Source organism: Salibaculum sp., from assembly GCF_035270045.1.
GTDB lineage: Bacteria > Pseudomonadota > Alphaproteobacteria > Rhodobacterales > Rhodobacteraceae > Salibaculum.
Genome location: NZ_DATFIP010000007.1, coordinates 46,418 through 71,360 on the forward strand (window position 1 = coordinate 46,418; position 24,943 = coordinate 71,360).

Genomic DNA, 24,943 nt, shown 5'->3' on the forward strand with positions numbered 1-24,943 from the left:
GTCACACGCGTGCGGATGATGTCCGGTCAGCGCCAAGGGGCCGCCGCGGCCTGCTCTGCTCAGGTCCCGCAGAAGGTCCGCGTGACACGCTCCTGCTCGGCGGGCGGCGCGGTATGGCGCGTATCGGCCTTGGCATATGGGGCGGTCACGACCGAAAGCATCTCGTCGAAGGGGGCGAAATCGCCAGCTACCGCCGCCGCGATCACCGCTTCGATGCGGTGCAGGCGCGGGATGACCTGCGGGTTGGTGCGCGCGACAAGGTCCATGTCAGGCAAGCGAGCCTGCCAGCGCCGCGCCCAGTCCTCCATACCTTCGGGCACCGTCGGCAGGGCGGCGAAGGTATTGGTGAAGTCCAGCCCCTCGTGCGCCATGTGCGTCAGGAAGGCCTCGATCAGCGGGCGGTCGTCGGGGGTGGCGTCGGCCAGGCCGAACTTGGCCCCGAAGTGGCGCAGCCAGGCGGCCTCGTAAAGTGGCGGGAAGGCCTTGATCGCCTCGGTCAGCTCCGCAACGGCCTCGTCCTCGTCGCCCATGATCGGTACCAGGGCGCTGGCGAACTGCGCGATGTTCCAATGGGCGATTGGCGGCTGGTTGGAATAGGCATAGCGCCCCTGCCGGTCGATGGACGACAGCACCGTGTCGGGGTGATAGCGATCCATGAAGGCGCAGGGGCCATAGTCGATCGTCTCGCCCGAGAGGGCCGCGTTGTCGGTGTTCATGACCCCGTGGATGAAACCGATGGCCATCCAGCGCGCCACCAGGTCGGCCTGGACCTCCATCATTGCCTGCAGCAGCCCCATCGGCCCGTCCGCATTCGGGAAATGCCGCGCGATGGTGTAATCTGTCAGCCGTTGCAGCGCGTCGCGGTCGTCCCGGGCGGCGAAGGCCTGGAAGGTGCCCACGCGGATATGGCTTGCGGCCACGCGGGTCAGGATGGCGCCGGGCATCGGCCCGTCTTCGCGTAGCACCGGCTCGCCCGTGGTCACGGCCGCCAGCGCCCGCGTGGTGGGCACGCCCATGGCGGCCATGGCTTCTGACATCAGGTATTCGCGTATTACCGGCCCGACCCAGGCGCGCCCGTCGCCCATGCGCGAATAGGGCGTGGGGCCGGACCCCTTGAGCTGAATGTCGAAGCGGCCCTGCGCTGTCTCGACTTCGCCCAGCAGCAGCGCACGACCATCGCCAAGCTGCGGGGAAAACCCGCCGAACTGATGGCCGGCGTAGAGCTGGGCCAATGGTTCGGCCCCCGGCGGCGCGGTGTTCCCCGCGAAGACCCGGGCCAGCTCGACCCGATCCCCGGTGCCGTCCATGCCCAGCGCCTGCGCCAGCGGCGCGTTGAAGGCAAAAAGCTGCGGATCGCGCACTGGCGTGGCGCCCTGCCGCGTGTAGAACCGCTCGGGCAGGGTGACATAGGTGTTGTCGAAGGGAATCTGCAGGCCCATGCTGCTTAGATAGGTCGGGAAAGGCACGCGGAAAAGCCCCCTTGATGTCGCTTTGCTTGCCTTCGATCCCACCCGTTTTAGGTCTTTCTGCGACAATAGGTAACAGGAGTAGCGCAATGACCGCATCGACACGCAGCCGGATGGCGCTGCGCGATCGTCCCGAGTTCGCCAGCAAGCCGCGGCCGCTGGCCTTTCAGGCGGAGACCATGACTGCCGAGGCCGTTGCCGCCATGTCCGACAAGAGCTACGGCTCGGTCGTTGTCGTGGATGGCGACAACAAGGTGATCGGCATCGTCACCGAACGCGATATCATGAAGAAGATCGTCAATGCCGGGCGCGACGCGGCCAAGACCCCCCTGTCCGAGATCATGACGGCCGAGCCGCGCGTGGCGCACGAGACCGACGAAGTGGTCGACTGGCTGCGCATCATGTCGAACGAACGGTTCCGCCGCCTGCCCGTGGTGGACGACGAGGGCCGCGTCAAGGCCGTCTTCACCCAGGGCGATTTCGTCAGCTACACGTGGCCTGACCTGATCTACCAGGCCGGGCAGATGGCCAAGGCGAGCGTCTTCAAGAATTGGCACATCGCGCTGATCGGGGGCGGTATCGCGCTTTATTCCATCATCATGGTGATCGTGGTCGCAATGGCCACCTGACCGGGCGGGGTCACAGCCTGCGCGACATGAGCGCGTTGCGGCCCCGCAGGACAAAGCCCGCACGGCCGTAGAAGCGCTGGACGATTTCGTTTTCGCGGTCAACCTCGAGGTGCAGGGCGGTCACGCCGGCTCCGCGCAGCGCAGTTGCCAGGTCGTTCAGTGCCTCGGTCGCCAATCCGCGCCCGCGCACGGCCGGCCGCACGAAGAGTTCGTCCAGAAAACCGTTGATGCCGCCCGTCCTGACGGCCCAGCCGAAACTGACCGCGACATAGCCCACGGGCGCCCGGCGCGGGCCAAGTAGCCAGACCGCCCCCAGCGGCGTGCCCTCCAGCAGGGGCCGCAGCGCCCGGTCGCGCTGTGCATCGTCGGTCTCAAGCCCTTGCTCCGCGTGAAATGCGGCGACCAACGGCATCAGCTTCTCCGCGTCCTCGGGGCCGCACAGGTGAAGCTGGGTCATTTGCCCGGCCCGTCTCGGTTCAGGGCGCGCGCGCGGCTCACAGCGTCGCGATCCGGTCGGTCAGCAGCGCAAAGAACCGGTCCGCGTCAAGGTCGCCGATGAACAGCGCATTCGGCGCCCGGTCGGTCACGCGCCACCAGTCTGCGACGGTCATGCCGCGGGTCAGGGGGCTCGCGGTTTCGATTTCCACGTTGATGTGACGGCCCGAGAAAAGCTCCGGTGCCAACAGCCAGGCGATGGTGCAGGGGTCGTGCAGCGGCGCGCCCTCCTGCCCGTATTTTTCCTTGTCGAAACGCTCGAAGAAATCCGTCCAGGCGGCGACCGCATCGCCGACCGGCGTGCTCATCTCGCGGAAGCCCCGGATATGATCGGGCGTGGTCAAGGCCTTGTGGGTCACGTCCAGCGGCATCACCACCAGCGCAACGCCGGAGCAAAACACGATCTCGGCGGCCTCGGGGTCCACGTAGATGTTGAATTCCGCCGCCGGGGTGATGTTGCCCACCTCGAAATAGGCGCCGCCCATCAGCACGATTTCCTGCACCCGGTCAACGATATCTGGCGCGCGCCGGAATGCGGTCGCGATGTTGGTCAGCGGCCCGATGGGGCAGAGCGTGACCGTGCCGGGCGGTTCCGCGCGCAGGGTCTCGATCAGGAAATCCACGGCGTGGACCTCCTGCAGCGGGGTGGCGGGGTCGGGAAGGTCCGGCCCGTCCAGGCCGGTCTTGCCGTGCACATGCTCTGCGGTGACCAGGCTGTGCGCCAGGGGCCGGTCGCAGCCGGCGAAAACCGGCACATCCTGTCGCCCCGCCAGGTCGCAGACCTTGCGGGCGTTGGTCTGGGTCAACTCCAGCGGCACATTGCCGGCCACCGCCGTAAGGCCGAGAACCTCCAGTTCTGGCGCGGCAAGGGCCAGCAGGATGGCGACGGCGTCGTCCTGCCCGGGGTCGGTGTCGATGATGATCTTGCGGGGTGTGTCGGTCATTGCATCCTTGTCGCCCCGGCAGCCCCGGGGCGCAAGGGGCGATCAGGCCCGGCCCAGCCCGTGCAGCCGGTCATACAGGGCATCGGCGGCCGAGTGGCCCGCGTCCAGCGCGAAGACCCAGGCATGGGTCAGGTAGAAGCAGGCCGCGTCCAGGTCGTTGGCGCAATTCGCGGCCTCTTCATAGAGCGCGACAAGCGCTTTGCGATCGTCGCGGGCGTGCGCGTCGAGCAGGCGGCGGGCAAGATCAGCCATGGCCCTGCATCCTCATCGCCACCCAGTCGTGGAAGCAGTGGGTCGGGCTGTCCATGGCCGGGCTGAAGCGGCCGCCGTCGAAGCCCGGCGCGCTGCGGCCCCGCTGCATGCCCTCGCAGACGCCGATATCTTCCTCGAACACCGTTTTCCACAGCGTGGCGTTCTTGGCGCGCATCCCCTCGTCGGTCCGAGGGGTCGCGTAGAACAGGTGGATATGCTCGCGGGTGTGGTCCTGGGCGACGGGGTCCAGCACGATGGCAAAGGCGTGGTCGCGCTGCACGCCCAGCAGCACGTTGGGATAGAGCGCCACGTATTCGCCGCCCTCGACCCATTTCTCCGACAGGCCCTCGAAATCGGGGAAGACTTCCTCGTTGACCCCGCGCAATTGGCGGTAAACCAGCGTGCCCTGGCCCGAGTAATGCCCCGGGGCCTCGATGTTGTAATGGTCTTCCAGCCGCGAATAGCTGTTCAGGCCCGGATGGACCCATGGCAGGTGGTAGCTTTCGCAGTAGTTCTCGACCGCGAGCTTCCAGTTGGTCCTGACGTCCAGCACGAAGGTGCTGTCGGCACCCCCGTGATAGAGCGGCTTGTCATGCTCGGCCCAGCGGGCGATCAGGTCGGCGTGCACCTCCTCGAAGGGCGGGGCGGTGCCGTCGACGTTGATGAAGACCACCTCGCGCCAGATGTGGCTGGGCACCTCGATCAGCCCGAGGGTGTCCTTGTCGATGGCGTCGTGGGTGTTGTGGCCCGGCCCACCCACGTGGGGGGTCGAGACCAGCCGTCCGGCGGTTGAGTAGCACCAGGAATGATAGGGGCAGCGGATCGCGCCCTCGATCTTGCGCGGCTCGGGCACCAGCATCATGCCGCGGTGGCGGCAGATGTTCTGAAACACGCGGACCTCGCCCTGTTTGTCCCGGATCAGCAGAAGCGGCATCCCGAGGAAATCCATGGGCACCGCGTCGCCCGGCTCGGGGACATCGGCGGTGACGGCCAGCCCCGCCCAGGTCGACATGAGCAGGGCCTGCGCCTCGGTGCGGAACATGTCCGGGTCCGTGTAATGGGCGTTGGGCAGTCCGTTGGCACTGGCGACGGGGCGGCGTACCGCATCCAGCGCGTCAAGCTCGATATCCTTGGCCATCGGGCACACTCCTGTCGTCGGATCGTGCGTCACGATAGCTCGGCGGGGCGGCGTGCGCCGCTATCCCAGCGACATGCGCTTTTCTCACCGCGACATGCGGGGGGAATTCGGGCCTGACAGGAGGTGGACGTGTTACGCTGCGCCGCGTGACAGGGCAGCAACGCCGGTGCGCGCCATTTCCACCAGGCCGATGGGGCGCATCAGGTCGGCGAAGGCGTCGATCTTTTCCGGCGTGCCGGTGATCTCGAAGACGAAGCTTTCGAGCGTGCTGTCCACGACGCTGGCGCGAAAGACATCCGCCAGGCGCAGCGCCTCGACCCGGTCTTCGCCCTTGCCCGTCACCTTGAAAAGCGCAAGTTCGCGCTCGACGCTGCGGCCCTCGACCGTCAGGTCATGGACTTCGTGGACCGGAACGATCCGGCCCAGCTGGGCGGTGATCTGGTTGATGACCTGCGGCGTGCCGGTGGTGACGATGGTGATGCGGCTCAGGTGCCCGGTATGGTCCACCTCGGCCACGGTCAGACTCTCGATGTTGTAGCCCCGCCCCGAGAACAGCCCGATGACACGGGCCAGAACGCCCGGCTCGTTCTCGACCAGAACGGCGAGGGTGTGGCGTTCCTCGGTGTCCGAGAAGGTGGGCCGCAGGTTGTAGGCGGAATGGCTCGTGGAGCCTTTCTTGATATTGAGCGCAGACATTATGGGTTCCTATACTGTTCATTACCACTAGCCTCTGGTGACGTATTTACTTGAAAAGCTGTGGTGCGAGCGGTGATCTGATCGGTGAATTCGCGCCAATCAGTAGCAATTTTGGTCGCATTCCAATCATCAAGATTGGCTCGAATAACGGTTTCAACTAGTGGATCGAGAACGCTACTTCTAAGGCCTTTAGCATATTCTGCTTTCGCTCTCTTGGTTGTTTCATTCGGGAAGATTAGCCGCCCGTAATCAATCTGCGTCGACAATTCGATAGCCGCCGTCCGTTTTGTTAAGTCGTCTCCACTACGCAGGTCGCAATAGATTTCCGCCAATTTTTGAACCCAGAGATGCAAGTCGGCTTCCCTGGATATTTGAAACGACCGACGTCTGTCGAGGATTGTAACAAGACCAAATGCAGCCGAGATAATCACAGCCGCAGTCGAGGTGACTAACGGAACCCATTGTTGCCATTCCATTGTGCCGTCTCCTAAACCAACACCGATCCCTTGCTGTCGATCACACCTTGCGTTTCGGCCTCGCCCAGCAGCATCTCGTTGTGGGCCTTGCCCGACGGGATCATGGGGAAGCAGTTCTCGTGCTTCTCGACCAGGCAGTCGAAGATCACCGGGCCGTCGTGGTTCAGCATCTCCATGATGGCGTCGTCCAGGTCGGCGGGGTCGTCGCACAGGATTCCCTTGGCGCCGAAGGCCTCGGCCAGTTTCACGAAATCGGGCAGGGCCTCGGACCAGCTCGACGAATAGCGCTCGCCGTGCAGGAGTTCCTGCCACTGGCGCACCATCCCGAGGCGTTCATTGTTCAGGATGAACTGCTTGACCGGCAGACGGTACTGCACCGCCGTGCCCATTTCCTGCATGTTCATCAGCCACGATGCCTCGCCCGCCACGTTTATGACCAGCGCATCCGGGTGCCCCATCTGGACCCCGATCGACGCAGGAAAGCCATAGCCCATGGTTCCCAGCCCGCCCGAGGTCATCCAGTGGTTGGGATCGTCGAAGCCCATGTACTGGGCCGCCCACATCTGGTGCTGGCCCACCTCGGTGCAGATGAACCGGTCCTTGCGATCCTTGGTCAGCGCCTCCAACCGTTCCAGGGCGTATTGCGGACGGATGGTCTTGCCTTCCTGGGTGTAGGCGAGGCAGTTGACCGTCTTCCAGTCGGCGATCTGCGCCCACCAGTCGTCGAGTCCCGCGCGGTCGGTCTTGCGGCCGCGGGATTTCCAGACCTTCAGCACGTCCTCGAGCACATGGCCCACGTCGCCGATGATGGCGATATCCGTGCGGATCACCTTGTTGATCGACGACGGGTCGATGTCGATATGAACCTTCTTCGAATTGGGGCTGAAGGCGTCGATCCGACCGGTGATGCGATCGTCGAACCGGGCGCCTATGTTGATCATCAGGTCGCAGTCGTGCATCGCCATGTTGGACTCGTAAAGCCCGTGCATCCCCAGCATCCCCAGCCAGTTCGCGCCCGAGGCGGGGTAGGCGCCCAGCCCCATCAGGGTCGAGGTGATGGGAAAGCCCGTGGCATCGACCAGTTCGCGCAGCAGCTGGCTGGCCGCCGGGCCGGAATTGATGACGCCGCCGCCGGTGTAGAAGATCGGCTTCTTCGCCTTCTCGATGGCCGCCACCAGGTCGGTGACGCCCTCGATGTCGCCCTTGACCTGGGGGTGGTAATGCGAGGTCATGGCCCTGGGCGCCGTGTAGTCGGCCGCGGCGAATTGCACGTCCTTGGGAATATCGACCAGCACGGGGCCGGGGCGGCCGCTTGCCGCGACGTGAAAGGCTTCGTGGATGATATTCGACAGGTTTTCAGTGTCCTTGACCAGCCAGTTGTGCTTGGTGCAGGGGCGCGTGATGCCCACCGTGTCGGCCTCCTGGAAGGCGTCCGAACCGATCATGAAGGTCGGCACCTGGCCGGAGAAGACCACCAGCGGGATCGAATCCATCAGCGCGTCGGTCAGCCCGGTGACGGCATTGGTGGCCCCGGGGCCCGAGGTGACAAGTGCAACACCCACCTTGCCGGTTGCGCGGGCATAGCCCTCGGCGGCGTGGATGGCCCCCTGTTCGTGGCGCACGAGGACGTGTTTGATCGAGTTCTGCTGAAAGACCTCGTCGTAGATGGGCAGCACGGCGCCGCCAGGATAGCCGAATACCGTGTCCACGCCCTGGTCAATCAGGGCCTGAACCACCATTTTCGCTCCGGTCATCTGTGCTGACATCGTCTTATCCTCATCTCGTGACGTTATCTGCCTTGCGCAAAAAAAAGCCCCCGGCGGGATTTCCGAGGGCGCATGGGTCACCGTTATGGCAAAACCGTTACCGGCCCATGCGCGTTGCCCTTACAAGTACCAGGTCGATAAGCATTCTCGGCGGCTTTCCATGCTGCGTGCGGGCAGTTTGCACGGGCGCGTCCGAGGGTCAACCGCGAATCCGGAGATAGTGTCGCCCCGGCGGCAGTTTTTGGAATTTTCTTTCCGGTGATGGCTGTGGCGCAGGGTCGCATGCCGCCCTGTCGCGCCGCGCGGGCGCCGCCGGACGGCGCTAACGCTTCAGCCGCGCGGCACGGCCGCCGCGGCGCTGGCGCAGCAGGCCGGCCCGGCCGGGAAGCTCTTGCATGATGGCGCGGCGGGCCTCGGGGGTCAGCCGTGACCAGGTCGCGATCTCGTCGATGCTGCGGTGACATCCGGTGCAGATGCGGGCCTCGGGGTGGACCACGCAGACCTGGATGCAGGGACTCTCGATCTCGGTCCGCGTCCAGACCTCGTCGCCATTGTCCGGTCCCGTCATCGTCCCGCCCCGATGTTGCACATGCGATCCAGCAGCCCTTGCAGGATAACACCGGCGGCGACATGGTCGATGACCTCTGCGCGACGTTTTCGTGTCGTATCCGCCTCCAGCAGGGCGCGTTCGGCGGCCACGGTCGACAACCTTTCGTCCCAGTAGGTGATGGGCAGGTCCGTCAGCCGGGACAGGTTGCGGGCGAAGGCGCGCGTGGACTGCGCGCGGGGGCCTTCGGTGCCGTCCATGTTGCGCGGCAGCCCCAGCACCAGGCCGCCGACCTCGCGCCGGGCCACAAGCGACAGCAGCGCCGCCGCGTCCGTGGTGAACTTGCGCCGCTTGAGCGTTTCCATCGGTGTGGCGACCGTGTGCAGCCGGTCCGAGATGGCCACGCCGATGGTCTTGGTCCCCAGGTCCAGCCCGGCCAGTGGTGCCATGGGCGGCAGCGCGGCGGCAAAGTCCTCGGGGGTTTCGAAGATCATTCGGCGACGCCGGCGGCCCTGGCTGCGCTGCGGATGGTGGCCACGGCCTCGGGCGAGGCGGCAAAGACCTGCTGGGCCTCGGCCCATATCGCGGCGGCGCGGTCGGCGTCGTTCAGCACCCCCAGCGCCCGGATCAGCTGTGCCCAGTCAGCCGGCGGGCCACCTTCTTCGGCCAGCCGCGTCGAGAGGCCCGAGACCATGTTCTCGATCATCGCGGCGCGGTCTTCCTCGGACATGTCCTGCGCAGCTTCCATGTCGGCGGCCGTGGGGCCGCGCGTTTGTGCGTCCGGCAGGCTGTAGTCGGTGCCCGCACGCCGGGCCACGGCCTCGATTTGGCTGGCGGCCATGGTATAGTGCAGGCTGCTCGGCGCGCCGGTTTCAATTACCCGTCGGAAGAATTCGAAGGCCCGGTCCGGCCGGTCCGTCTGGGAATAGAGAAGCCCCGCGTAATAGAGCGCGGCGACGTTGTCCTCGTCGCGCTGCAACAGGCGGACGGCGATGGTTTCGGCCTCGGGCGAGACGACCCCGTCGGCGGCGCTGACAAGGTAGTCGAGCAGTTCTGCGTAGTCCTCCGTCGCGGCGCCGTCCCCCTTTGCGGCGATGTTGCGTTCCTTGGCGCGGGCCGCGGCCTGGAAATGCCCGACCGAGCGCGCATCGAGCGCCATGGCCTGCCAGAGCTCGGCCCGGGCCTCGCGGCCCTCCACGAACCCGTTGATCTGAGCCTGAAGGTCGGGGCTGATCCCGCCGTCCTCGGAGATGAACTCATAGAGCGCCAGGCGGTAGCGGTCTGTTTCCGTGGCGTCGTCCCCCTTGAGCGCCACGACACGGGCCTGCGCCTCGGCGGCTGCCTCGAATTCCAGAAGGCGCCCTTCGTTGTCGGCCAGCAACTGCCAGCCGTTCTGATCCTCGGGGCGAGTGGGCACGATGTCGCGCAGGCGTTCGATCATCTCGCGCACGTCCTCGGTGACCTGCGGGGTGGCGGCGATCTTGTCGGTGACACGGGCCTCGGCCTCACGCTGGCTGGGACGGTCGCGGCGCATGTCCTCGGCTGCGGCGATGCGCTCGGCCCGGGGCAGGTCGCCGTAGCCGGGCACACCGAGTTGCACGTAACCCCAGAGCGAGGCCCCCGCCACGCCCAGCATGGTCACCAGCGCCAGCGTCAGGTTCAGCCGCCTTGGCGCTTCGTTGCGCGTCACGGCGTCGGTTCCGGCACGGTCGGCGGCCAGCAGGCGGCGGGCGATCTCGGTGCGGGTGCGCTCGGCCTCCTCGGCGTTCAGGACGCCGCGTGCCAGATCGCGCTCGACCTCGTCCAGCTGGGACTTGTAGATGTCCACATCGGTGACTTCGCCCGCGCTCTCCTCGCTCTCGCCGGCGCGGATCAGCGGGGCCACGAGGGCGGCGACGGTCAGCCCGACCAGCGCGGCGGCGATGACCCAGAATATCCAGACGTTCGGTTCCATTGCAGGGATGGTTTATCCCGTGTTGCCGCGTCGCGAAAGACCCCACGTGACATGCGGTTGCGGCAAATTCGCACCGCCGGGCGGGCTTGTCGGAAACGCGCCGTCAAATGCCGCCGTGAGTCCGCTGTTTCGCCGGCCCATGCGTCACAAGGATGGCCAAGGACCGACTGACGCGAGAGTGAGCCCATGAGACGCTTTTCAGCCTTTGCCGTTGCGCGAGAGGCCGCCCGCCACCACGCCGGCTGGGAGCGGCATTGGCGCTCGCCCAGCCCCAAGAAACACTACGACGCCATCATCATCGGTGCCGGCGGGCACGGTCTGGCCACCGCCTATCACCTTGGTAAGGATCATGGCATCATCAATGTCGCGGTGCTGGAAAAGGGCTGGCTGGGCGGCGGCAATACCGGCCGCAACACCACGATCATCCGGTCCAATTACCTTCAGGACCCCTCGGCGGCGATCTACGAGAAGGCGCGCAGCCTCTACGAGACCCTGAGTCAGGACCTGAACTACAACGTGATGTATTCCCCGCGTGGCGTCATCATGCTGGCCCAGACCGAGCACGAGGTGCGCGGCTACCTGCGCACCGCCCATGCCAATGCCTTGCAGGGCGTGCAGACGGAATTCATCAGCCCAAAGCGGGTCAAGGAACTGGTGCCGATCATCAATCTTGACGGCCCGCGTTACCCGGTTCTTGGCGGGCTTTGGCAGGCCCGTGCGGGCACCGCGCGCCATGATGCCGTGGCCTGGGGTTATGCCCGGGCCTGCTCGGACATGGGCATGGACATCATCCAGCAGTGCGAGGTGACGGGCATCACCCGTGACGGTGACCGCGTCACGGGCGTCGAGACGACCAGGGGCGACATCGGCTGTACCAAGCTGGGCATCGTCGTGGCGGGGCACTCTGGCGTCATGGCCGAGAAGGCGGGATTCCGCCTTCCCATCGAGAGTGTCGCGCTCCAGGCGCTGGTGTCAGAGCCGATCAAGCCCTGCATGGACGTTGTCGTGATGGCCAACACCGTGCATGGCTACATGTCCCAGTCGGACAAGGGCGAGATGGTGATCGGCGGCGGCGCGGACGGCTACAACAACTACACCCAGCGCGGCAGCTTCCACCATGCCGAGGAAACCGTGCGGGCCCTGGTCGAGACCTTCCCGATGATCTCGCGCCTCAAGATGCTGCGGCAATGGGGCGGGATCGTGGACATGACCGGCGACCGCTCGCCCATCCTGTCCAAAACCCCGGTCGAGGGCGTCTTCGTCAATTGCGGATGGGGCACCGGCGGGTTCAAGGCCATTCCCGGCTCGGGCTATGCCATGGCCGAGCTGATGGCCAAGGGCGGCTCGCCGCTGGCTGATGAATTCTCGATGTGGCGGTTCCGCGAAGGCAGGTTCATCGACGAAAGCGTTGCGGCGGGGGTGGCGCATTGATGGGGGCGGTTCGTTTGCCAATCGGCGATGCTTGCATCGCCGATCGCGCCCGACCCGCCCCCGGGCGGGGCGCGGTGGTCCCGATCCAGCGGTTCATGGATGAAAAAGGAGGGACGTCATGCTGATCCTTGAATGCCCCAACTGCGGCGTCGCCGGCGAGGAGACCGAGTTCCACCCCGGAGGCGAGGCGCATTTGACGCGCCATGGTCCCGGGTCTTCGGATGACGAATTCGAGGGCTACCTCTTCCTGCGCGAGAACCCGCGCGGCGTGCATTTCGAACGCTGGCGTCATGCGCACGGCTGCGGCAAGTGGTTCCACGCCGCCCGCGATACGGCCACGCTCGAGGTCTTCGGCACCTATTCCGCCCAGACCACCGAACCGCCGCAAGACATCAAGGACGCCATCACGGCCAAGCGCCCCGGCTGGTCCTGGAGGGAATTCAAGTGAGCACACGTCTGGCACAGGGCGGGCGGTTCATCGACCGGTCGCAAAAGCAGCATTTCACCTTCGACGGAAAGCAGATGACCGGGTTCGCCGGGGATACGCTTGCCGCGGGGCTTCTGGCGAATGACCAGATGCTTGTGGGCCGCTCCTTCAAGTATCACCGTCCGCGCGGGGTGGTCGCCTCGGGCGCGGAAGAGCCCAACGCGCTTGTCAACATGGGGCAGGGCGCCCGGTTCGAGCCGAACCAGCGCGCCACCACGACCGAACTGTTCGAGGGGCTCAAGGCGGCCTCGCAGAACCATTTCCCCAGCCTGGAATTCGATATCGGCGTGGTGAACAACGCGCTGGCGCGGTTCCTGCCCTCGGGCTTCTACTACAAGATGTTCATCCACCCGCGCCCGTTGTGGAAACACGTCTACGAACCCTTCATCCGCCAGTCGGCGGGTTTGGGCAAGGCGCCGGACAAGGAGACCAGCGACGCCGACACCTACGAGCATTTCTATGCCTTCGTGGATGTTCTGGTCGTCGGTGGCGGCGTGGCGGGCCTGTCGGCCGCATTGGCCGCGGGGCGGGCCGGGGCCAGGGTGCTTCTGGTGGAGCAGACCGCCCATTGGGGCGGGCGCGCGCCCGTGGACGGGGTCGAAATCGACGGCCAGTCGGCTGAGGACTGGGTCAAGGGAGCCCTGCAAGACCTTGAAAAAATGCAAAATGTCCAAGTTCGCACGCGCCTGATGGGCGCTGGTGTCTATGATCATGGATACGTGCTGGCCTATGAGCGTCTGACCGATCACGCCCCGGAAATGGACGGCCCGCGTCATCGTTTGTGGCGCATCCGGGCCAAGCAGGTGGTCACCGCCACCGGCGCGATCGAACGCCCCCTGTCCTTCGCGGACAACGACCTGCCCGGCGTGATGCTGGCCAGCGCGGTCCGGGACTACGTCGTGAACTACGCGGTCAGCCCCGGAGACCGCACCGTGGTCGTGACCAACAACGACGATGCCTATCGCACGGCCGTCGTGCTCAAGGCCGCCGGGCTGGACGTGCCCGCGATCATCGACGCGCGGCCCGAGGCGGGGGCCATGGCCAAGCGTGCCGAGGCCGAGGGCATCAGGGTTCTGCAGGGCAAGGGGATCTCATCGGTCAAGGGCGGCAAGCGCGTCGAGAGCGTCGCGATCTGCGCCCAGGCGGGTGAGGGCGCCGTGCTGGACGAGATCAAGTGCGACGCGGTGGCTATGTCGGGTGGCTGGTCGCCGGTCGTGCACCTGTGGTCCCATTGTGGTGGCAAGCTGATCTGGGACGAGGCGCAGGCCCATTTCCGCCCCGACCCCGACCGCGCCCCCACCGGCGCGCGGGGCGAGGCGTTCGTGATCACCGCCGGGACCGCCCATGGCGCCATGAGCACCCGAGATGCACTGGCCAACGCGCATGACGCCGGCGCGGCGGCGGCCAAGGCCGCCGGGGCCAGGGGCAAGCCGGGCGATGCACCGCGGGGCGACGCCCCCGAGGAAAGCCCGATGCAGCCGGTCTGGATGATGCCGCAGGGCGCTAGCTACAAGCTGCGCGCCAAGATGTGGCTGGACTACCAGAACGACGTCAAGGTCGCCGACGTGCAATTGGCTGCGCAAGAGGGCTATGAATCGGTCGAGCACACCAAGCGCTATACCACCCTGGGCATGGCAACGGATCAAGGTAAGCTAAGCAATATCAACGGCTTGGCGGTGCTGTCTGATGCGTTGGGTCAACCGATCCCGGCCACCGGCACGACAACCTTCCGCCCGCCTTACACACCCATCTCCATGGGCGCGATCGCGGGCGAGGCGCGCGGCGAGATATTCCAGCCGCTGCGGCGCACGCCCCTGCACGGCTGGCACGAGGAAAACGGCGCCGCCTGGGAGCCCGTGGGCCATTGGCGGCGGCCTTACTGCTATCCCCGCGACGGAGAAACCAAGCACGACGCGGTCATGCGCGAGGTGACGAATGCCCGGCAGAACCTCGGGCTGCTCGATGCCTCGACCCTGGGCAAGATCGTCGTCAAGGGGCCGGATGCGGGCAAGTTCATGGACATGCTCTATACCAACATGATGAGCACGCTGAAGGTGGGCCGCTGCCGCTATGGCCTGATGTGTTCCGAGAATGGCTTTCTGAGCGATGACGGCGTCGTCGCGCGGCTCGATGAAGAGACCTTCCTGTGCCACACCACCTCGGGCGGGGCCGACAGCGTCCACGCCCACATGGAGGAATGGCTCCAGACCGAATGGTGGGACTGGAAGGTCCATGTCGCCAACCTGACCGAGCAATACGCCCAGATCGCCGTGGTCGGCCCCAATGCCCGCAAGGTGCTGGAAAAGCTGGGCTCCGACATCGACCTGTCGGGTGAGGCGCTGACCTTCATGGGCTGGACCGAAGGCAAGATCGGCGGGTTCGACGCGCGGGTCTTCCGGATCTCCTTCTCGGGCGAGTTGAGCTATGAAATCGCCGTGCCCGCCGGGCAGGGCCTGGCCCTGTGGGAGGCGCTGCACGCGGCGGGGCGAGAGTTCGGCGCGATGCCCTATGGCACCGAATGCCTGCACATCATGCGCGCCGAAAAGGGCTTCATCATGATCGGCGACGAGACGGATGGCACGGTGATCCCGCAGGACCTCGGGCTGCACTGGGCGATTTCCAAGAAGAAGGACGACTACATCGGAAAGCGCGCGCAGGAGCGTAGCCACATGGCCAACCCCGACCGCTGGCAGCTTGTGGGGCTGGAAACCCTCGACGGCTCGGTCCTGCCTGACGGAGCCTACGCCGCCGCGCCGGGCACCAATGCCAACGGTCAGCGCAACACCGAAGGGCGCGTGACCTCGACCTACCATTCGCCGACGCTTGGCCGCGGCATCGCCATGGGCCTTGTCCACAAGGGACCGGAGCGGATGGGCCAGACCGTCACTTTCGTGCGCACCGATGGCACAGAGGTGCCCGCCAAGATCGTCAGCACGGTCTTCCATGATCCGGAGGGAGAGAAGCAGAATGCCTGAGACAGCCGCAAACCCGACCACGGTGCGCGTCCTGGGACCGCAGGGGATGATCACGCTGCGCGGCAACCTGGCCTCGACCAAGCTGCGTGATGTCTGCACGGAAATCACGGGGCAGGGCCTGCCCGGGTCCGGGCGGGCAAATGTCGATGGCGGAACCGGGCTGCTGTGGATGTCACCCGACGAACTGCTGGTGCTGGTCCCGCATGATGCGGTGTCCGGGGCCATCGCCCGGATCGACGCGGCGCTGTCCGGGCAGCATTACCTGGCCGTCGATGTCTCGGACGCGCGCAGCCTCTTTGCCGTGTATGGCCCCGCCGCGCGCGAGGTCATCGCCAAACTGTGCCCCGTGGACATGGCGCCCGCGGCCTTCGCCCCCGGCAATTTCCGCCGCACCCGCATGGCCCAGATCGCGGCGGCCGTCTGGATGCAGCCCGACTGGTCGCTGCGGGTGATCTGCTTTCGGTCCGTTGACCGCTATGCGCTGGATTTGCTGAGCACTGCGGCTAAGGCAGTTCCGGTTGGTTTTTTGCAGGCAGACAACCATAAAATGTATAGCGGGGCCCCGTGTTTTCTTCAACCCGGTCAGAGCAGGCGTTAGCCGTGAACGGCCTCATTCATCGGGACAGTGAAGAAGAAGTCTTCCTCCAAATCTCGCTGGATGACCTCATCGGGAACGCAATTCGGACCTGTCAGGAACACGTTGGTCCCGAAATGACGATGCATCAACGACAATCGCTGCAGCCGCGCACCCGTTAGTTCCTCGTAGAACGTCCCAAACTTTTTGGTGTTGAGAAGCTCGTCGATCTTTACACGGTGGCATGCGACGCATGTCTCATGTGCCTCGGCGATTTCGGAGTCGGCCTTGAGTCGAGCAAGCTCGGCCTCGAGAGCGGACAGACCTCGCTGAATCGACCGGTCAGTCGCTGCGTTGTTGTTCATCCGAAACCAGTAAGCCAGGCCCTGGTCGCGATCCACGTGGTTCACGCGCCCTCGGTCGCGCTTTACAAGGAAGCTCTCGGCCGAGCGAACCGCGTAATGGTTCAACTGCACCAGGTCATAGCCGACGGTATTTAGCGTGGAGCGCCACGCATTGCGATACATCGAACGCGGCATGGCTTGACCCGAACCGTTGACCCAATTTATTTCGTTGAGGAGTGACGGCTGCAGGCCCTTGGGCCGATGTACGCCCATCTTTTTGAAAATGCCGCGGTTCTGGAACAGCGTCTTGAAACCCCAGGCCACATGCGGCTTGCGCGTTAGCTCGGGCGCGCAACACGTGAATTGACGCACGACGGGGACATCGACGTATTGACCGACATCAGAATTGCCGAAAAGGCGCCACGTCATCGATATCATGTTGGCGTCAGGTACCGCGGCAAAAAGGGCATCCAATGAACCGTCGCCACATTTCACGTTGATGAATTCGTCGACGTCGATACAGACCAGCCATTTCGCGGCGTCAACCATTGGTTCGTCCTGAGCGGCCGCGAGGGCGGCGTGCTGGGGCTTCATCCCCGACTGGCGGTAGGGGTTTTCGCGATGCTGAACCAGCCCCCTGTCCTGCAGGATACGCAGCATATCGTCCGTACCGTCGGTGCAATCGTTGGTATAGATAAGGAAATCGTCGACACCGATCGCACGGTGGTGAGCAAGCCACTCGAGGATGAACGGACCCTCGTTCTTCATTGTCGTGACGATCGTCCGGCGTCCCCGTCCTGCGGGAACCGGCTTCACTTTCACCTTGGGAACCCGGACGGGTTTGTGGCCGAAATGTGATCGAGAAAGGTCAAGCAGCTCATCATTCTCGATCAGCGCGGTTTTCGGCACGATCTGCGCAACCGCGTCGGGGGAATGACGAAGCCCCATGAAGCTGAAAAAGCGCGCGCTGCGCGTGGGGTCGGCCCGCGCATGGCCGACCCGTGCCAGACGCCATACGGCATTTTCCGGTGCCCTCGCCGGCACGATGCACCAGCGGCGTTTTCCCCTTCGCCCGTCGAACTGCACGCAGGTATGATCGGCAAAGCGCGCGGTCGCATTGGGCCGGAGCCGCCACGGATAGCACGGCGTGCCCAGCAGATCGATCACACCGTTGGGCGCTTGGGCAGCCTTTTCGAAAACCGTGGTCGAACCCTCCGCGACGACGAGGTCGTTGACCTCGAGACTAGCCACCGCTGTCGCGCGTCCCAAGAAACGCTCGCGCAATATCTCGAAAACGGTCATCTCGAGGAGGGGCGAGCGCCACGGATCGGCCGGCGGGAGATCCATGCGCTCCTTGCCGGGCGCATCGGGCGCGCAATACGGGTGTGACTCGGCGGGAAGTTCCGGTTTCCCCAGAGGAAGGTGACTGCGCAGGAAGGTAACAAGCGGCGGGGTATCCATCGCCGCGAGCCGCGCCTTCAGGTCGCCACCAATTCCTTCCTCGCCCGGAGCGGTCCGATCCAGTATCACGGCCGCGGTCATACCCTGCGTGTCGCGGTGATAGGCCAGCCACTCGATAATCGATGCCGCATCTTCGCCGTTGCGCTGGGCCGCGATGACCTTGTGGCCCGCGAACCGGTCGGTCTCCGGCGCGGTTGGCTCGAGTTCGACCAGTTCGTTGCCGAACCACGCCGCGACGGGCTCGGCCACGGGCCGCACGACGCGGAGCACGAGGCCGCCGCCGATCGTGAAACGGGCGCGTTCCTCAGTCGTGTTTGCCACCGCCACACGGGCGCTGTCGCTGCCTGCTGTGAAATAGAGCGTGGCCGCTTGTTTGCCATCCGTTGCGCCCGTGCCCACAGCCTCAATCATGGTGATGTCGTTGCGTGACACCCCGACTATCTCACGAAATTTCAGCGGATGAACCATCAGTCCTGACACCAGATTGATACGGATTTATGGGCGAAGCGGTCATTGCGCGAACAGGCACGGATCCGCGACCCCCGGAGGACTCTATTCGATAAAAGAGATAATGAATTTCATGCTCTGACGTGTCAACGGTTCTGAAGAGGAAACCATGAGCGAGCATCTATAAAGACCTTTCGTACAAGCTGGTGGACGGCCGGTCACCCGGCGGGCGCCTTGCGCGCCGCCGGATGCGCTTGGTCTCATTGCCCCAGTGCGCGAGATTGAGTTGGATTTCGGGAGCGAAGAAAGCCCTGAGCTTTTCGCCATCGTCGACGCCGAGCTTGAACTCGACCAGCTTGCCGGGCTTGTCCGCGAAATGGGCGCGGACCTTTTCGTGGTGTTCTTCCCAACTTTGCTTCCAGCGCCGCATGATTTCGATCGGATCGTTGGAGCCGTAGTGCCGCACGAAGTAGCGAAAATACTTGCCCTCTCGATGCAGCATCCGGCTGGCGAGCCACGCGTTGACGTCGCGCGTGTTGAGGATGAACTTGGCGTCGGGATAATGCTCCTCGAGGTAGGCGAAATAGGCGTAGCCCTCGATCGGCGCGTTGTCCTTGTGCACCGACTCCATGTCGCTGAAGAGCACGGTGTCGTCCCAGTCTGCCAGGGGCCTTTCGCCGGTTTCGTATTTCCGCGCGATGTCCTCTGCCAGGTGACCCTTGTCCCAGTGGATGGATTTGTAGCCGCTGCGCTTAAAAAGCATAAAGATTGACCGCGTGCCGGTCTTGTTCATGCCGATCTGAAAGACTTTGGGCGTCATTCCGCAGGCTCCTTTTCGGCCTGCTGGGCCTGATCGAGCCGCGTGACGCGGTCATATAGCCGGCGGTAATCCGGATCCGCCTTGAGTTTTTCGATAAGGGTCCGGTGACGCGCCTCGCAGACATCCTGCCGCCGCCGGAGTTCAGCATCCGACAGCCACTCGTCCAGCAGCGCGCGCAGCGCGGGGACATAGCGGGTGATCTCGCTGCCGCATTCGGCGTTGTGGTTGTAGCGCTTCCAGTACTTCACGTCAGCCTGGGTGTGCGGCTTGACCGCGTTGCCACGGTAGGACTGCGCCAGAAAGCTCTCGCGCGAGCGGGTCGCGTAGTGGTTCAGCTGGCCCACCTCGTAGCAGCCCTCGGCCGGCAGCGACTTGCTGTTGCCCTGATACACGATCTCGGGCGCGCGGCGGTTCTGTCCATACACCCAGAGCGTGTCCTGCATCCGGAAAGGATCTAAATCGGCTAGGTGGTTGTTCCACTGCACCACCGGCGCGTCGGCCCGTATGAAAGTCTTGAGCCCGCGCTCGAGATCGCGGCGCTGTTTGGTGCCTTCAGCGGGGGTGTGGCTCTGGTGCAGAGTGAACTGCTCGATGCTGAGCCCCCGCTCGTAGGCGTCGCGGTGCGCGCAACCGAACTGGAGCTGGCAGATCGAGATCAGCTGCGCGTCCGGGCTGTTGGCTACGAGATCCTCCACGTGCCCGTTGCCCAGCGTGACGTTGACGAACTCGTCGGAGTCGAAGGACAGACGCCAGTCGGCGTTGCGCACCTCGCGCAGCTCCGAGGCATAGCGCAGCGCCGCCGCCTGGAAGCGCAGCTTGTCGTTCAGTATCCGCGGGTTTGGCAGGTGACGGATCAGCCCCATCTCGTCGAGCCGGTCGAGCAGGTCGTCGGTGCCATCGTCGCAGTCATTGGTGAACGTCACGATGTCGGTGAAACCGATCAGCCGGTGATAGGCGATCCATTCCAGGATGAACGGCCCTTCGTTCTTCGCGCAGGTCACGGCGACGACGCGCAGCTTGTCTCCAGTCACGTTTCTTCACTCCCCAGAAGAAGGTCGGCGTAGCGTTTCGGCGCGATCTTCGGCACGGCGCCGCGGCGCACCAGCTCGTCCAAGCAATAAAGACAGAGGTCGTGGCTTTCGAGGACCGAGGCGGCGGTCAGCGCCAGCACTTTCCACTGCCGTGTCTCGACCGCCGACGGGTCCTCGAGGCATCGGATATAGGCGGCGTCGCCGTCCAACATCTGCGACTTCAACCCCATGCCCTTCAGCCTCTCCTTTTGCGACTGGTCGAGGGTCACCTTCTTGGCATGCATGATCTTGTGCAGCACAAACCCCTGTTGGCGCAGCTCCTGATCGACCTCCGCCCACATCGGCTCGCCCTCGTACATGCGGTAGAAGCGGGCCTCACAGACCACGGCCATCGCCTGCGAAAGCTTGTCGCGGCCGCCTTCGAGCACGCCGAGCTCGCCGCCCTGCAGATCCATCTTCAGCACGTCGGGCGGCGGCATCTCGCCAAGCTCGTCCAGCCCCACCAGTTCGACCGATACCTCAGTGACCTTGCGCTTCGTCCAAAACGCCTTGCCGAGAAACTTCGCACTCGGCGCCCGGATCGGGAAGAGCGAGGAGAGGTTAGATATGTGGTGCGCGTAGAAGGTGGCCGGGCCGGGCCGGCCCACCGCCTTGTTGAGGATTGTCCGGTTCGGCAAGTCGTCTTGTTGCAGCTTCTCGAAGGCGGTCTCGTTCGGTTCAAAGCCCCAGACATGCGCGCGACCGCTGTCCACGAGAAACTGGTAGGGCGGCGGATGCGTCGGATTGGCGCCGACATCGACAATGTGGACCGCGCGGCCGAGATCCAGCGCATTCGCGAGCCAGAGCAGCCGCTTTTTGCGCGGCGCCGGGCGCCCACGGGCCGTGTCGGTCTGCGGTGTCTGTTCGGAAATCTGGCTCATGCCGCTTCGCCTTCCCCTGTTCCGGCCCCTGTTCAGGCCGCTTTAGCGCCGCTCTCAGTCACCGGATTTCAGCGTGATCAGGAACTGCTGGCCGATCAGTTCGAAACTGCAGCCCTTCTTGCCCAGGCCGGCCACGAAGGCATCGACGGCGGTCTTGATCGGGGCGCCCTTGTCCTTGTTCCAGTAGTAGTCGTCTCCGGCGATTACTCCGCCCGGCCGCACCTTACGGAGCGCGAGTTCCAAGTCTCTTGAAAAGAACGGCTCGTTCGGGTTTCCGTCTATGTAGACCCAGTCTAAACTGTCATCCGCCTTCCCCGAAAGTACCTCTTCCGAGGTCGCGCGATGCACCCTCACGCGCGGATCGCTGGCGAAGGCTGCGCGCACCTGCGCGTACATCGAGCCCATACGCTTGGCATTGCGCTTGCGGCCGAAGGGGACGTTGGTGAACTCGGGCAGGTATTCCCAGGGATCGATCAGGTGCAGCACCTGCGGTTCGGCCACGTCCAGGATTTCATGGGAAAACCGCCCCTCCCAGACGCCGATCTCGGCACCATGCCCCTGCCGCGGCAGCTTTGCCAGCATCTTGCGGCGCACCCGGTCGCGCTTGGTGGGTTTGCGCTTGGGATCGACCCGCCCGGTGATCTTGGCGAAGAGTTCCCGATAGGCGGGCTCTTCCATGAGCCACGCGATCCGGTCCTGCATCTGCGCGACGCCTTCGCGGTGCAGGCGCGCGGTTTCGGGGTCGGCGACGAGTTCGGCATGGGCGGCCTGCACGGCCGGGTCGAACCTCGCGATGCTGGGATCGTCGTCATCGTTGAGGTTCCAGCGCCGGAAATAGTCTTCGCCCAGATCGTGGTTGATGTGGTTGGCGCGCCCGCGCAGCTTCTTGACCAGGTAGGACTGCATCGCGCGGATCGGGTAGTGGTTCATGTAGGCTTGGCCATCCGCGCCGGCCCAGTCCATCCGCGCCTTCGGCGTGGTGTTCATCTCGCCGGAGATGTTGGTTCCGTCGGGCGTGCGCCAGACGAAGCCGCTGGCCTGATTATCCGTGAAGCGCGGGCGGTGCAGGCCGAAGCGATCAATCTCGCCGGGTCGGCGGAAAATCGTCTTGATGTCGCGCATAGCGCTACCGCCGTCGCGCGGCGCGGCCTCGCAGCGGCGGAACTGGCGGGTCACGGGCGCGTCGCGGAACTCGACGACGCCGTCGCAGCCGAACACCTGCCAGGGGAAAGTCACCATGTCGGTGTCGTCCGGCAGGCTGCCAAGGTAGGACTGGATCGTGTCGTGGCGCCGAAGGTTGAGAAATTCGTCCACGTCGCAGATCAGCACCCAGTCCGCTTCGGCGACTAGCCAATGGTCCTGCGCGTATTTCAGCGCGCTCTTGTGGGGCCCGCGTCGCAACACCGCGTTCGGCTCGTGCCGCACGATCCCGCGCTCTGTCAGGCGGTCCAGAAGCGGGACGGTTGTGTCGTCGCAATCGTTGGTGTAGATCAGGAAATCGGTGAAACCAAGTGCCCGGTAATGCGCCACCCATTCGAGGATGAAGGGCGCCTCGTTCTTCATCGTTGAGACGACCAGGAAGCGCTCTTGCGTCGGTCGCGGAGCCAGTTCGGCCGTCTCCGGTAACGTCAAGGCAAAGAACTCGCCGTCCTCTATCAGTACCGGGCGCCGGCTGAGCCGGTCGGAGAGAGCCTCTAGCGCGGCGCGCACCGGATAGCCCAGCTGCGGCGCCCAGTCGAGACCCGCGCCGATGATCACCCCGCCCGGCCTGAGAAGCGCGACGGCGCATTCCAGGTCCGCCAGAAGCTCGGGGTAGTACTTGCAGCCGTCGAGATGAAGCCAGTCGAGCGAGGTCTCGGCCATCCGTGCAAGTGCATCGCCAGAGGCCGCCTTCAGGATGTCGACATTCGGCCGCTGCCCGAAGACGGCGCGAACGCTGGCCTCGGCCTCGGCTAGTTCGGCGTCGCCTGCCTTCTTGGCGAAAGCGCGCGCGCTGAACGTGGGGTCGTTTTGCCAGGGGTCCACCAACGTCACGTGCGCAGGGGCCAGCTGCGCGATCAGCGTCACCGCGGTTTGGCCTCGATGGGTGCCGACCTCCACCCCGGTGCCGCCCTTGGCAATACGGCCGCCGAGCCTGTCGAGGAAACCGGCAAGCGTTTTGTTCTGCTGAACTGGCGGCAGATCCTTCGCCGCGGTCAGTCCGTCGTTCACGGCATACTCCTTTCGGTGTCCGGCGTCCGTTCCTGGTGCCTTGCCGGGCAAGATTGGTAGCTTTCTCCCATCGGCTAAACCCAGTCGAGATTGACGTGACGTTTGTCGTAGCGCCTCGTGATCGAGCGGCGCAGCGCCTTGAAATCGCGGCGCGCTCCGGGGAATTTCCGCTCATGCGTCTCGACGGCGATGTAGCGGATCCGGTCGAGAAGCCCGGCCTCGACGAGCGCGGGCAGGATCGTGAGTTCACTGCCCTCGACGTCCATCTTAAGGAAGTCGATGCGTCCGTGCGTTGCTATCTCGCGTTCTAGGATCGGCACGAGGGCCAGCTGGCGCACCGTGATCGCGTTCTCGGCCACAGAGCCCTTTTTACCGAACATAACTGTGCTCGACACGGTCGCGCCGACCCCTTTGCTCTCGAACTTGTTTGACCGGAAGAGCGTCGCCGAACCGTCAGACACGCCGACGGCGGCGTTGTGCAGAACGACGTTCGGGAAGGGATGCGCTCGCTTCTCCAGTTCGGCAAAGGCGATCTCGTCGGGCTCGAAGCTCATGATGCGCGCGCCTGTATGCGCAAGGCTCGCAGTCACCTTGCCGACATTCGCGCCAAGATCGAAGACCACACTCCTGTCGTTCAGGCCGGCGACCAACCCGTCCATAACGCCGGCGCAGCGGATCCGGCGGATCGTGTTGCGGCCCGGGCGGCGTTTTACAGCCTTTGGCGGCCCGCCGGCACCCGTATCGGTCGCCGTGTCTGGTTCGATTGCCTGCTCAGTCATTGATCTTACCCTCATTTGATCAGATAATAACTAGGCTTAAACATCAAGTGCAATGGTTGATTTGACGGTCGCGATTTCTTCGGCCATGGCTTCTGCGGGAGTTCGCCACCCGAGGGTTTTCCTCGGGCGGTTGTTCATCAGGGCTGCGACATCGTTGAGCCAGGTCTGGCTCACGTTCCCGAGATCGGTCCTCTTGGGCATGAACTGGCGCAGCAGGCCACTGGTGTTCTCGTTGGAGCCACGCTGCCAGGGCGCATGAGGATCGCAGAACCAAAGGTCGATCTTCACCCGTCGGGCGAATTCGGGGTGGCACGCCATCTCGAATCCTCGGTCGTAGGTCATGCTGAACCCGACCGGGTTTACCGGAGAGCAAAAAGCTCGAAAGGTAAGCTATGACCAAAGGAAACGCAGAGAGCCGTTTTTCGACCGAGGTACGTGCGCGCGCGGTGCGCATGGTTCTGGAGAACGAAGCGGATTACAAATCGCGGTCGCAGGCAGTGGCCTCCATCGCGGAGAAGTTCGGATGCAGTAGCGCCACATTGCGCGATTGGGTCAACAAGCAGGCCATCGAAGACGGTGATCGTGATGGCCTGACGCAGTCGGAGCGGGAAGAACTCAAAGCATTGCAACGAGAGAACCGAGAGCTCAAGCAGGCCAACGAGGTCTTGCGCAAGGCGTCGGCTTCTTGCGAAACACCACATCCCCCACCGTCGTCGCTCCGTGGAGTTGGAAAACACGTTTTGCCAAGTCTACCCTGATTATCATATCTTTCATGTCGCCGTCCTCTCCGTTGCGTGGCTTTGAACACCACGATCTTGGCACATCGCGATACCGTCTGGGGAGGGCGGCAACCATCCCATCTACCCTGGATATTCGCGCTTATGAAAAGCGATTGCCTTGGCGGTGCAGGTGATCAACACTCGTATCTGCCACACCCTTGTTTCCCGCGCCGGCGCGGTAGAGCTATGCGCAAAAGTTGGTGACGGCCTTGGTCAGGCGGCAGTTTGAAGTTGCTTGATGCCGTCTTTGAACTCAACCCCTTCGATGACCTCGGGCAGACGGTTTGGCCCGTTGATCTTTCGCCACTTCTTCTTGGCTGA

General features: G+C 64.5%; 22 protein-coding genes and 2 pseudogenes. 6 read left to right on the plus strand and 18 right to left on the minus strand.

What is annotated here, in order from left to right; translation table 11 throughout:
* Positions 1-59: 59 nt before the first annotated feature.
* Entirely contained in the window at positions 60-1,439 is a 1,380-nt protein-coding gene (locus tag VJ897_RS01620; RefSeq protein ID WP_324052625.1) for a protein adenylyltransferase SelO, read from the minus strand.
* Between the two features lie 116 nt (positions 1,440-1,555).
* Between VJ897_RS01620 and VJ897_RS01625 the strand changes: the two genes are divergently transcribed.
* Complete coding sequence (locus VJ897_RS01625) at positions 1,556-2,095, plus strand: CBS domain-containing protein (protein WP_324052627.1); 540 nt, start codon at positions 1,556-1,558, stop codon at positions 2,093-2,095.
* A 10-nt stretch (positions 2,096-2,105) separates the two neighbouring features.
* On the opposite strand, the gene VJ897_RS01630 is transcribed toward VJ897_RS01625, so the two are convergent.
* The 10 genes from VJ897_RS01630 to ccmI all read right to left on the minus strand — a co-directional run bounded on the left by VJ897_RS01630 (position 2,106) and on the right by ccmI (position 10,363).
* On the minus strand, positions 2,106-2,552 hold the full coding sequence (locus tag VJ897_RS01630) for a GNAT family N-acetyltransferase (RefSeq protein ID WP_324052629.1): 447 nt from the start codon (positions 2,550-2,552) through the stop codon (positions 2,106-2,108).
* Between the two features lie 37 nt (positions 2,553-2,589).
* A complete protein-coding gene (locus VJ897_RS01635) occupies positions 2,590-3,534 on the minus strand; it encodes a nucleoside hydrolase (RefSeq protein WP_324052631.1) in 945 nt (314 codons plus the stop codon).
* A 42-nt stretch (positions 3,535-3,576) separates the two neighbouring features.
* The gene (locus VJ897_RS01640) at positions 3,577-3,786 is read right to left on the minus strand and encodes a hypothetical protein (RefSeq protein WP_324052633.1); all 210 of its coding nucleotides are present in this window, start codon (positions 3,784-3,786) and stop codon (positions 3,577-3,579) included.
* Positions 3,779-4,924 (minus strand): aromatic ring-hydroxylating oxygenase subunit alpha, encoded by a 1,146-nt coding sequence (locus VJ897_RS01645; protein ID WP_324052635.1) that lies wholly within the window; start codon positions 4,922-4,924, stop codon positions 3,779-3,781. Before VJ897_RS01645 ends, VJ897_RS01640 begins: the two co-directional genes overlap by 8 nt.
* Positions 4,925-5,056: 132 nt before the next feature.
* Positions 5,057-5,620 carry an acetolactate synthase small subunit gene (gene ilvN / locus VJ897_RS01650; RefSeq protein ID WP_324052637.1) on the minus strand — a complete coding sequence of 188 codons (564 nt, stop codon included), beginning with the start codon at positions 5,618-5,620 and terminating at the stop codon, positions 5,057-5,059.
* Positions 5,620-6,096, minus strand: a complete 477-nt coding sequence (locus tag VJ897_RS01655) for a hypothetical protein (RefSeq protein ID WP_324052639.1) — start codon at positions 6,094-6,096, stop codon at positions 5,620-5,622. The genes ilvN and VJ897_RS01655 overlap by 1 nt, the downstream gene beginning before the upstream one ends.
* Before the next feature lie 11 nt (positions 6,097-6,107).
* Positions 6,108-7,862, minus strand: a complete 1,755-nt coding sequence (locus VJ897_RS01660) for an acetolactate synthase 3 large subunit (protein ID WP_324052640.1) — start codon at positions 7,860-7,862, stop codon at positions 6,108-6,110.
* A 322-nt stretch (positions 7,863-8,184) separates the two neighbouring features.
* Positions 8,185-8,430, minus strand: coding sequence for a DUF1289 domain-containing protein (locus VJ897_RS01665; protein ID WP_324052642.1), 246 nt, complete (start codon positions 8,428-8,430; stop codon positions 8,185-8,187).
* On the minus strand, positions 8,427-8,903 hold the full coding sequence (gene ruvX / locus VJ897_RS01670; RefSeq protein ID WP_324052644.1) for a Holliday junction resolvase RuvX: 477 nt from the start codon (positions 8,901-8,903) through the stop codon (positions 8,427-8,429). Before ruvX ends, VJ897_RS01665 begins: the two co-directional genes overlap by 4 nt.
* Positions 8,900-10,363, minus strand: a complete 1,464-nt coding sequence (gene ccmI / locus VJ897_RS01675) for a c-type cytochrome biogenesis protein CcmI (protein WP_324052646.1) — start codon at positions 10,361-10,363, stop codon at positions 8,900-8,902. Before ccmI ends, ruvX begins: the two co-directional genes overlap by 4 nt.
* Positions 10,364-10,549: 186 nt before the next feature.
* Here ccmI and VJ897_RS01680 point away from each other — a divergent pair, with 186 nt between their 5' ends.
* The 4 genes from VJ897_RS01680 to VJ897_RS01695 all read left to right on the plus strand — a co-directional run bounded on the left by VJ897_RS01680 (position 10,550) and on the right by VJ897_RS01695 (position 15,854).
* The gene (locus tag VJ897_RS01680; protein WP_324052648.1) at positions 10,550-11,794 is read left to right on the plus strand and encodes a sarcosine oxidase subunit beta family protein; all 1,245 of its coding nucleotides are present in this window, start codon (positions 10,550-10,552) and stop codon (positions 11,792-11,794) included.
* Between the two features lie 118 nt (positions 11,795-11,912).
* On the plus strand, positions 11,913-12,242 hold the full coding sequence (locus VJ897_RS01685) for a sarcosine oxidase subunit delta (RefSeq protein WP_324052650.1): 330 nt from the start codon (positions 11,913-11,915) through the stop codon (positions 12,240-12,242).
* A complete protein-coding gene (locus VJ897_RS01690; RefSeq protein WP_324052652.1) occupies positions 12,239-15,256 on the plus strand; it encodes a sarcosine oxidase subunit alpha family protein in 3,018 nt (1,005 codons plus the stop codon). The genes VJ897_RS01685 and VJ897_RS01690 overlap by 4 nt, the downstream gene beginning before the upstream one ends.
* Positions 15,249-15,854, plus strand: a complete 606-nt coding sequence (locus tag VJ897_RS01695; RefSeq protein ID WP_324052654.1) for a sarcosine oxidase subunit gamma — start codon at positions 15,249-15,251, stop codon at positions 15,852-15,854. The genes VJ897_RS01690 and VJ897_RS01695 overlap by 8 nt, the downstream gene beginning before the upstream one ends.
* Here VJ897_RS01695 and VJ897_RS01700 read toward each other — a convergent pair.
* The 7 genes and pseudogenes from VJ897_RS01700 to VJ897_RS01730 form a co-directional block, all read right to left on the minus strand.
* Positions 15,851-18,115 carry a glycosyltransferase family 2 protein gene (locus VJ897_RS01700; RefSeq protein ID WP_324052657.1) on the minus strand — a complete coding sequence of 755 codons (2,265 nt, stop codon included), beginning with the start codon at positions 18,113-18,115 and terminating at the stop codon, positions 15,851-15,853. The two genes, VJ897_RS01695 and VJ897_RS01700, sit on opposite strands and share 4 nt — an antisense overlap.
* 148 nt (positions 18,116-18,263) lie before the next feature.
* Positions 18,264-18,902, minus strand: a complete 639-nt coding sequence (locus VJ897_RS01705) for a sulfotransferase (RefSeq protein WP_324052659.1) — start codon at positions 18,900-18,902, stop codon at positions 18,264-18,266.
* Positions 18,899-19,933: a glycosyltransferase family 2 protein gene (locus VJ897_RS01710; protein WP_324052661.1), complete on the minus strand. Its 1,035-nt coding sequence runs from the start codon at positions 19,931-19,933 to the stop codon at positions 18,899-18,901. The genes VJ897_RS01705 and VJ897_RS01710 overlap by 4 nt, the downstream gene beginning before the upstream one ends.
* Positions 19,930-20,853 (minus strand): FkbM family methyltransferase, encoded by a 924-nt coding sequence (locus VJ897_RS01715; protein ID WP_324052663.1) that lies wholly within the window; start codon positions 20,851-20,853, stop codon positions 19,930-19,932. Before VJ897_RS01715 ends, VJ897_RS01710 begins: the two co-directional genes overlap by 4 nt.
* Positions 20,854-20,907: 54 nt before the next feature.
* Entirely contained in the window at positions 20,908-23,064 is a 2,157-nt protein-coding gene (locus VJ897_RS01720) for a class I SAM-dependent methyltransferase (RefSeq protein WP_324052665.1), read from the minus strand.
* Positions 23,065-23,138: 74 nt separating this feature from the next.
* Positions 23,139-23,843 (minus strand): FkbM family methyltransferase, encoded by a 705-nt coding sequence (locus VJ897_RS01725; RefSeq protein WP_324052666.1) that lies wholly within the window; start codon positions 23,841-23,843, stop codon positions 23,139-23,141.
* A 36-nt stretch (positions 23,844-23,879) separates the two neighbouring features.
* A pseudogene (locus tag VJ897_RS01730) lies at positions 23,880-24,188 on the minus strand (IS30 family transposase); the annotation flags it as partial.
* A 47-nt stretch (positions 24,189-24,235) separates the two neighbouring features.
* Here VJ897_RS01730 and VJ897_RS01735 point away from each other — a divergent pair.
* Positions 24,236-24,526 (plus strand): annotated as a pseudogene (locus VJ897_RS01735) (transposase); the annotation flags it as partial.
* Between the last annotated feature and the right edge of the window lie 417 nt (positions 24,527-24,943).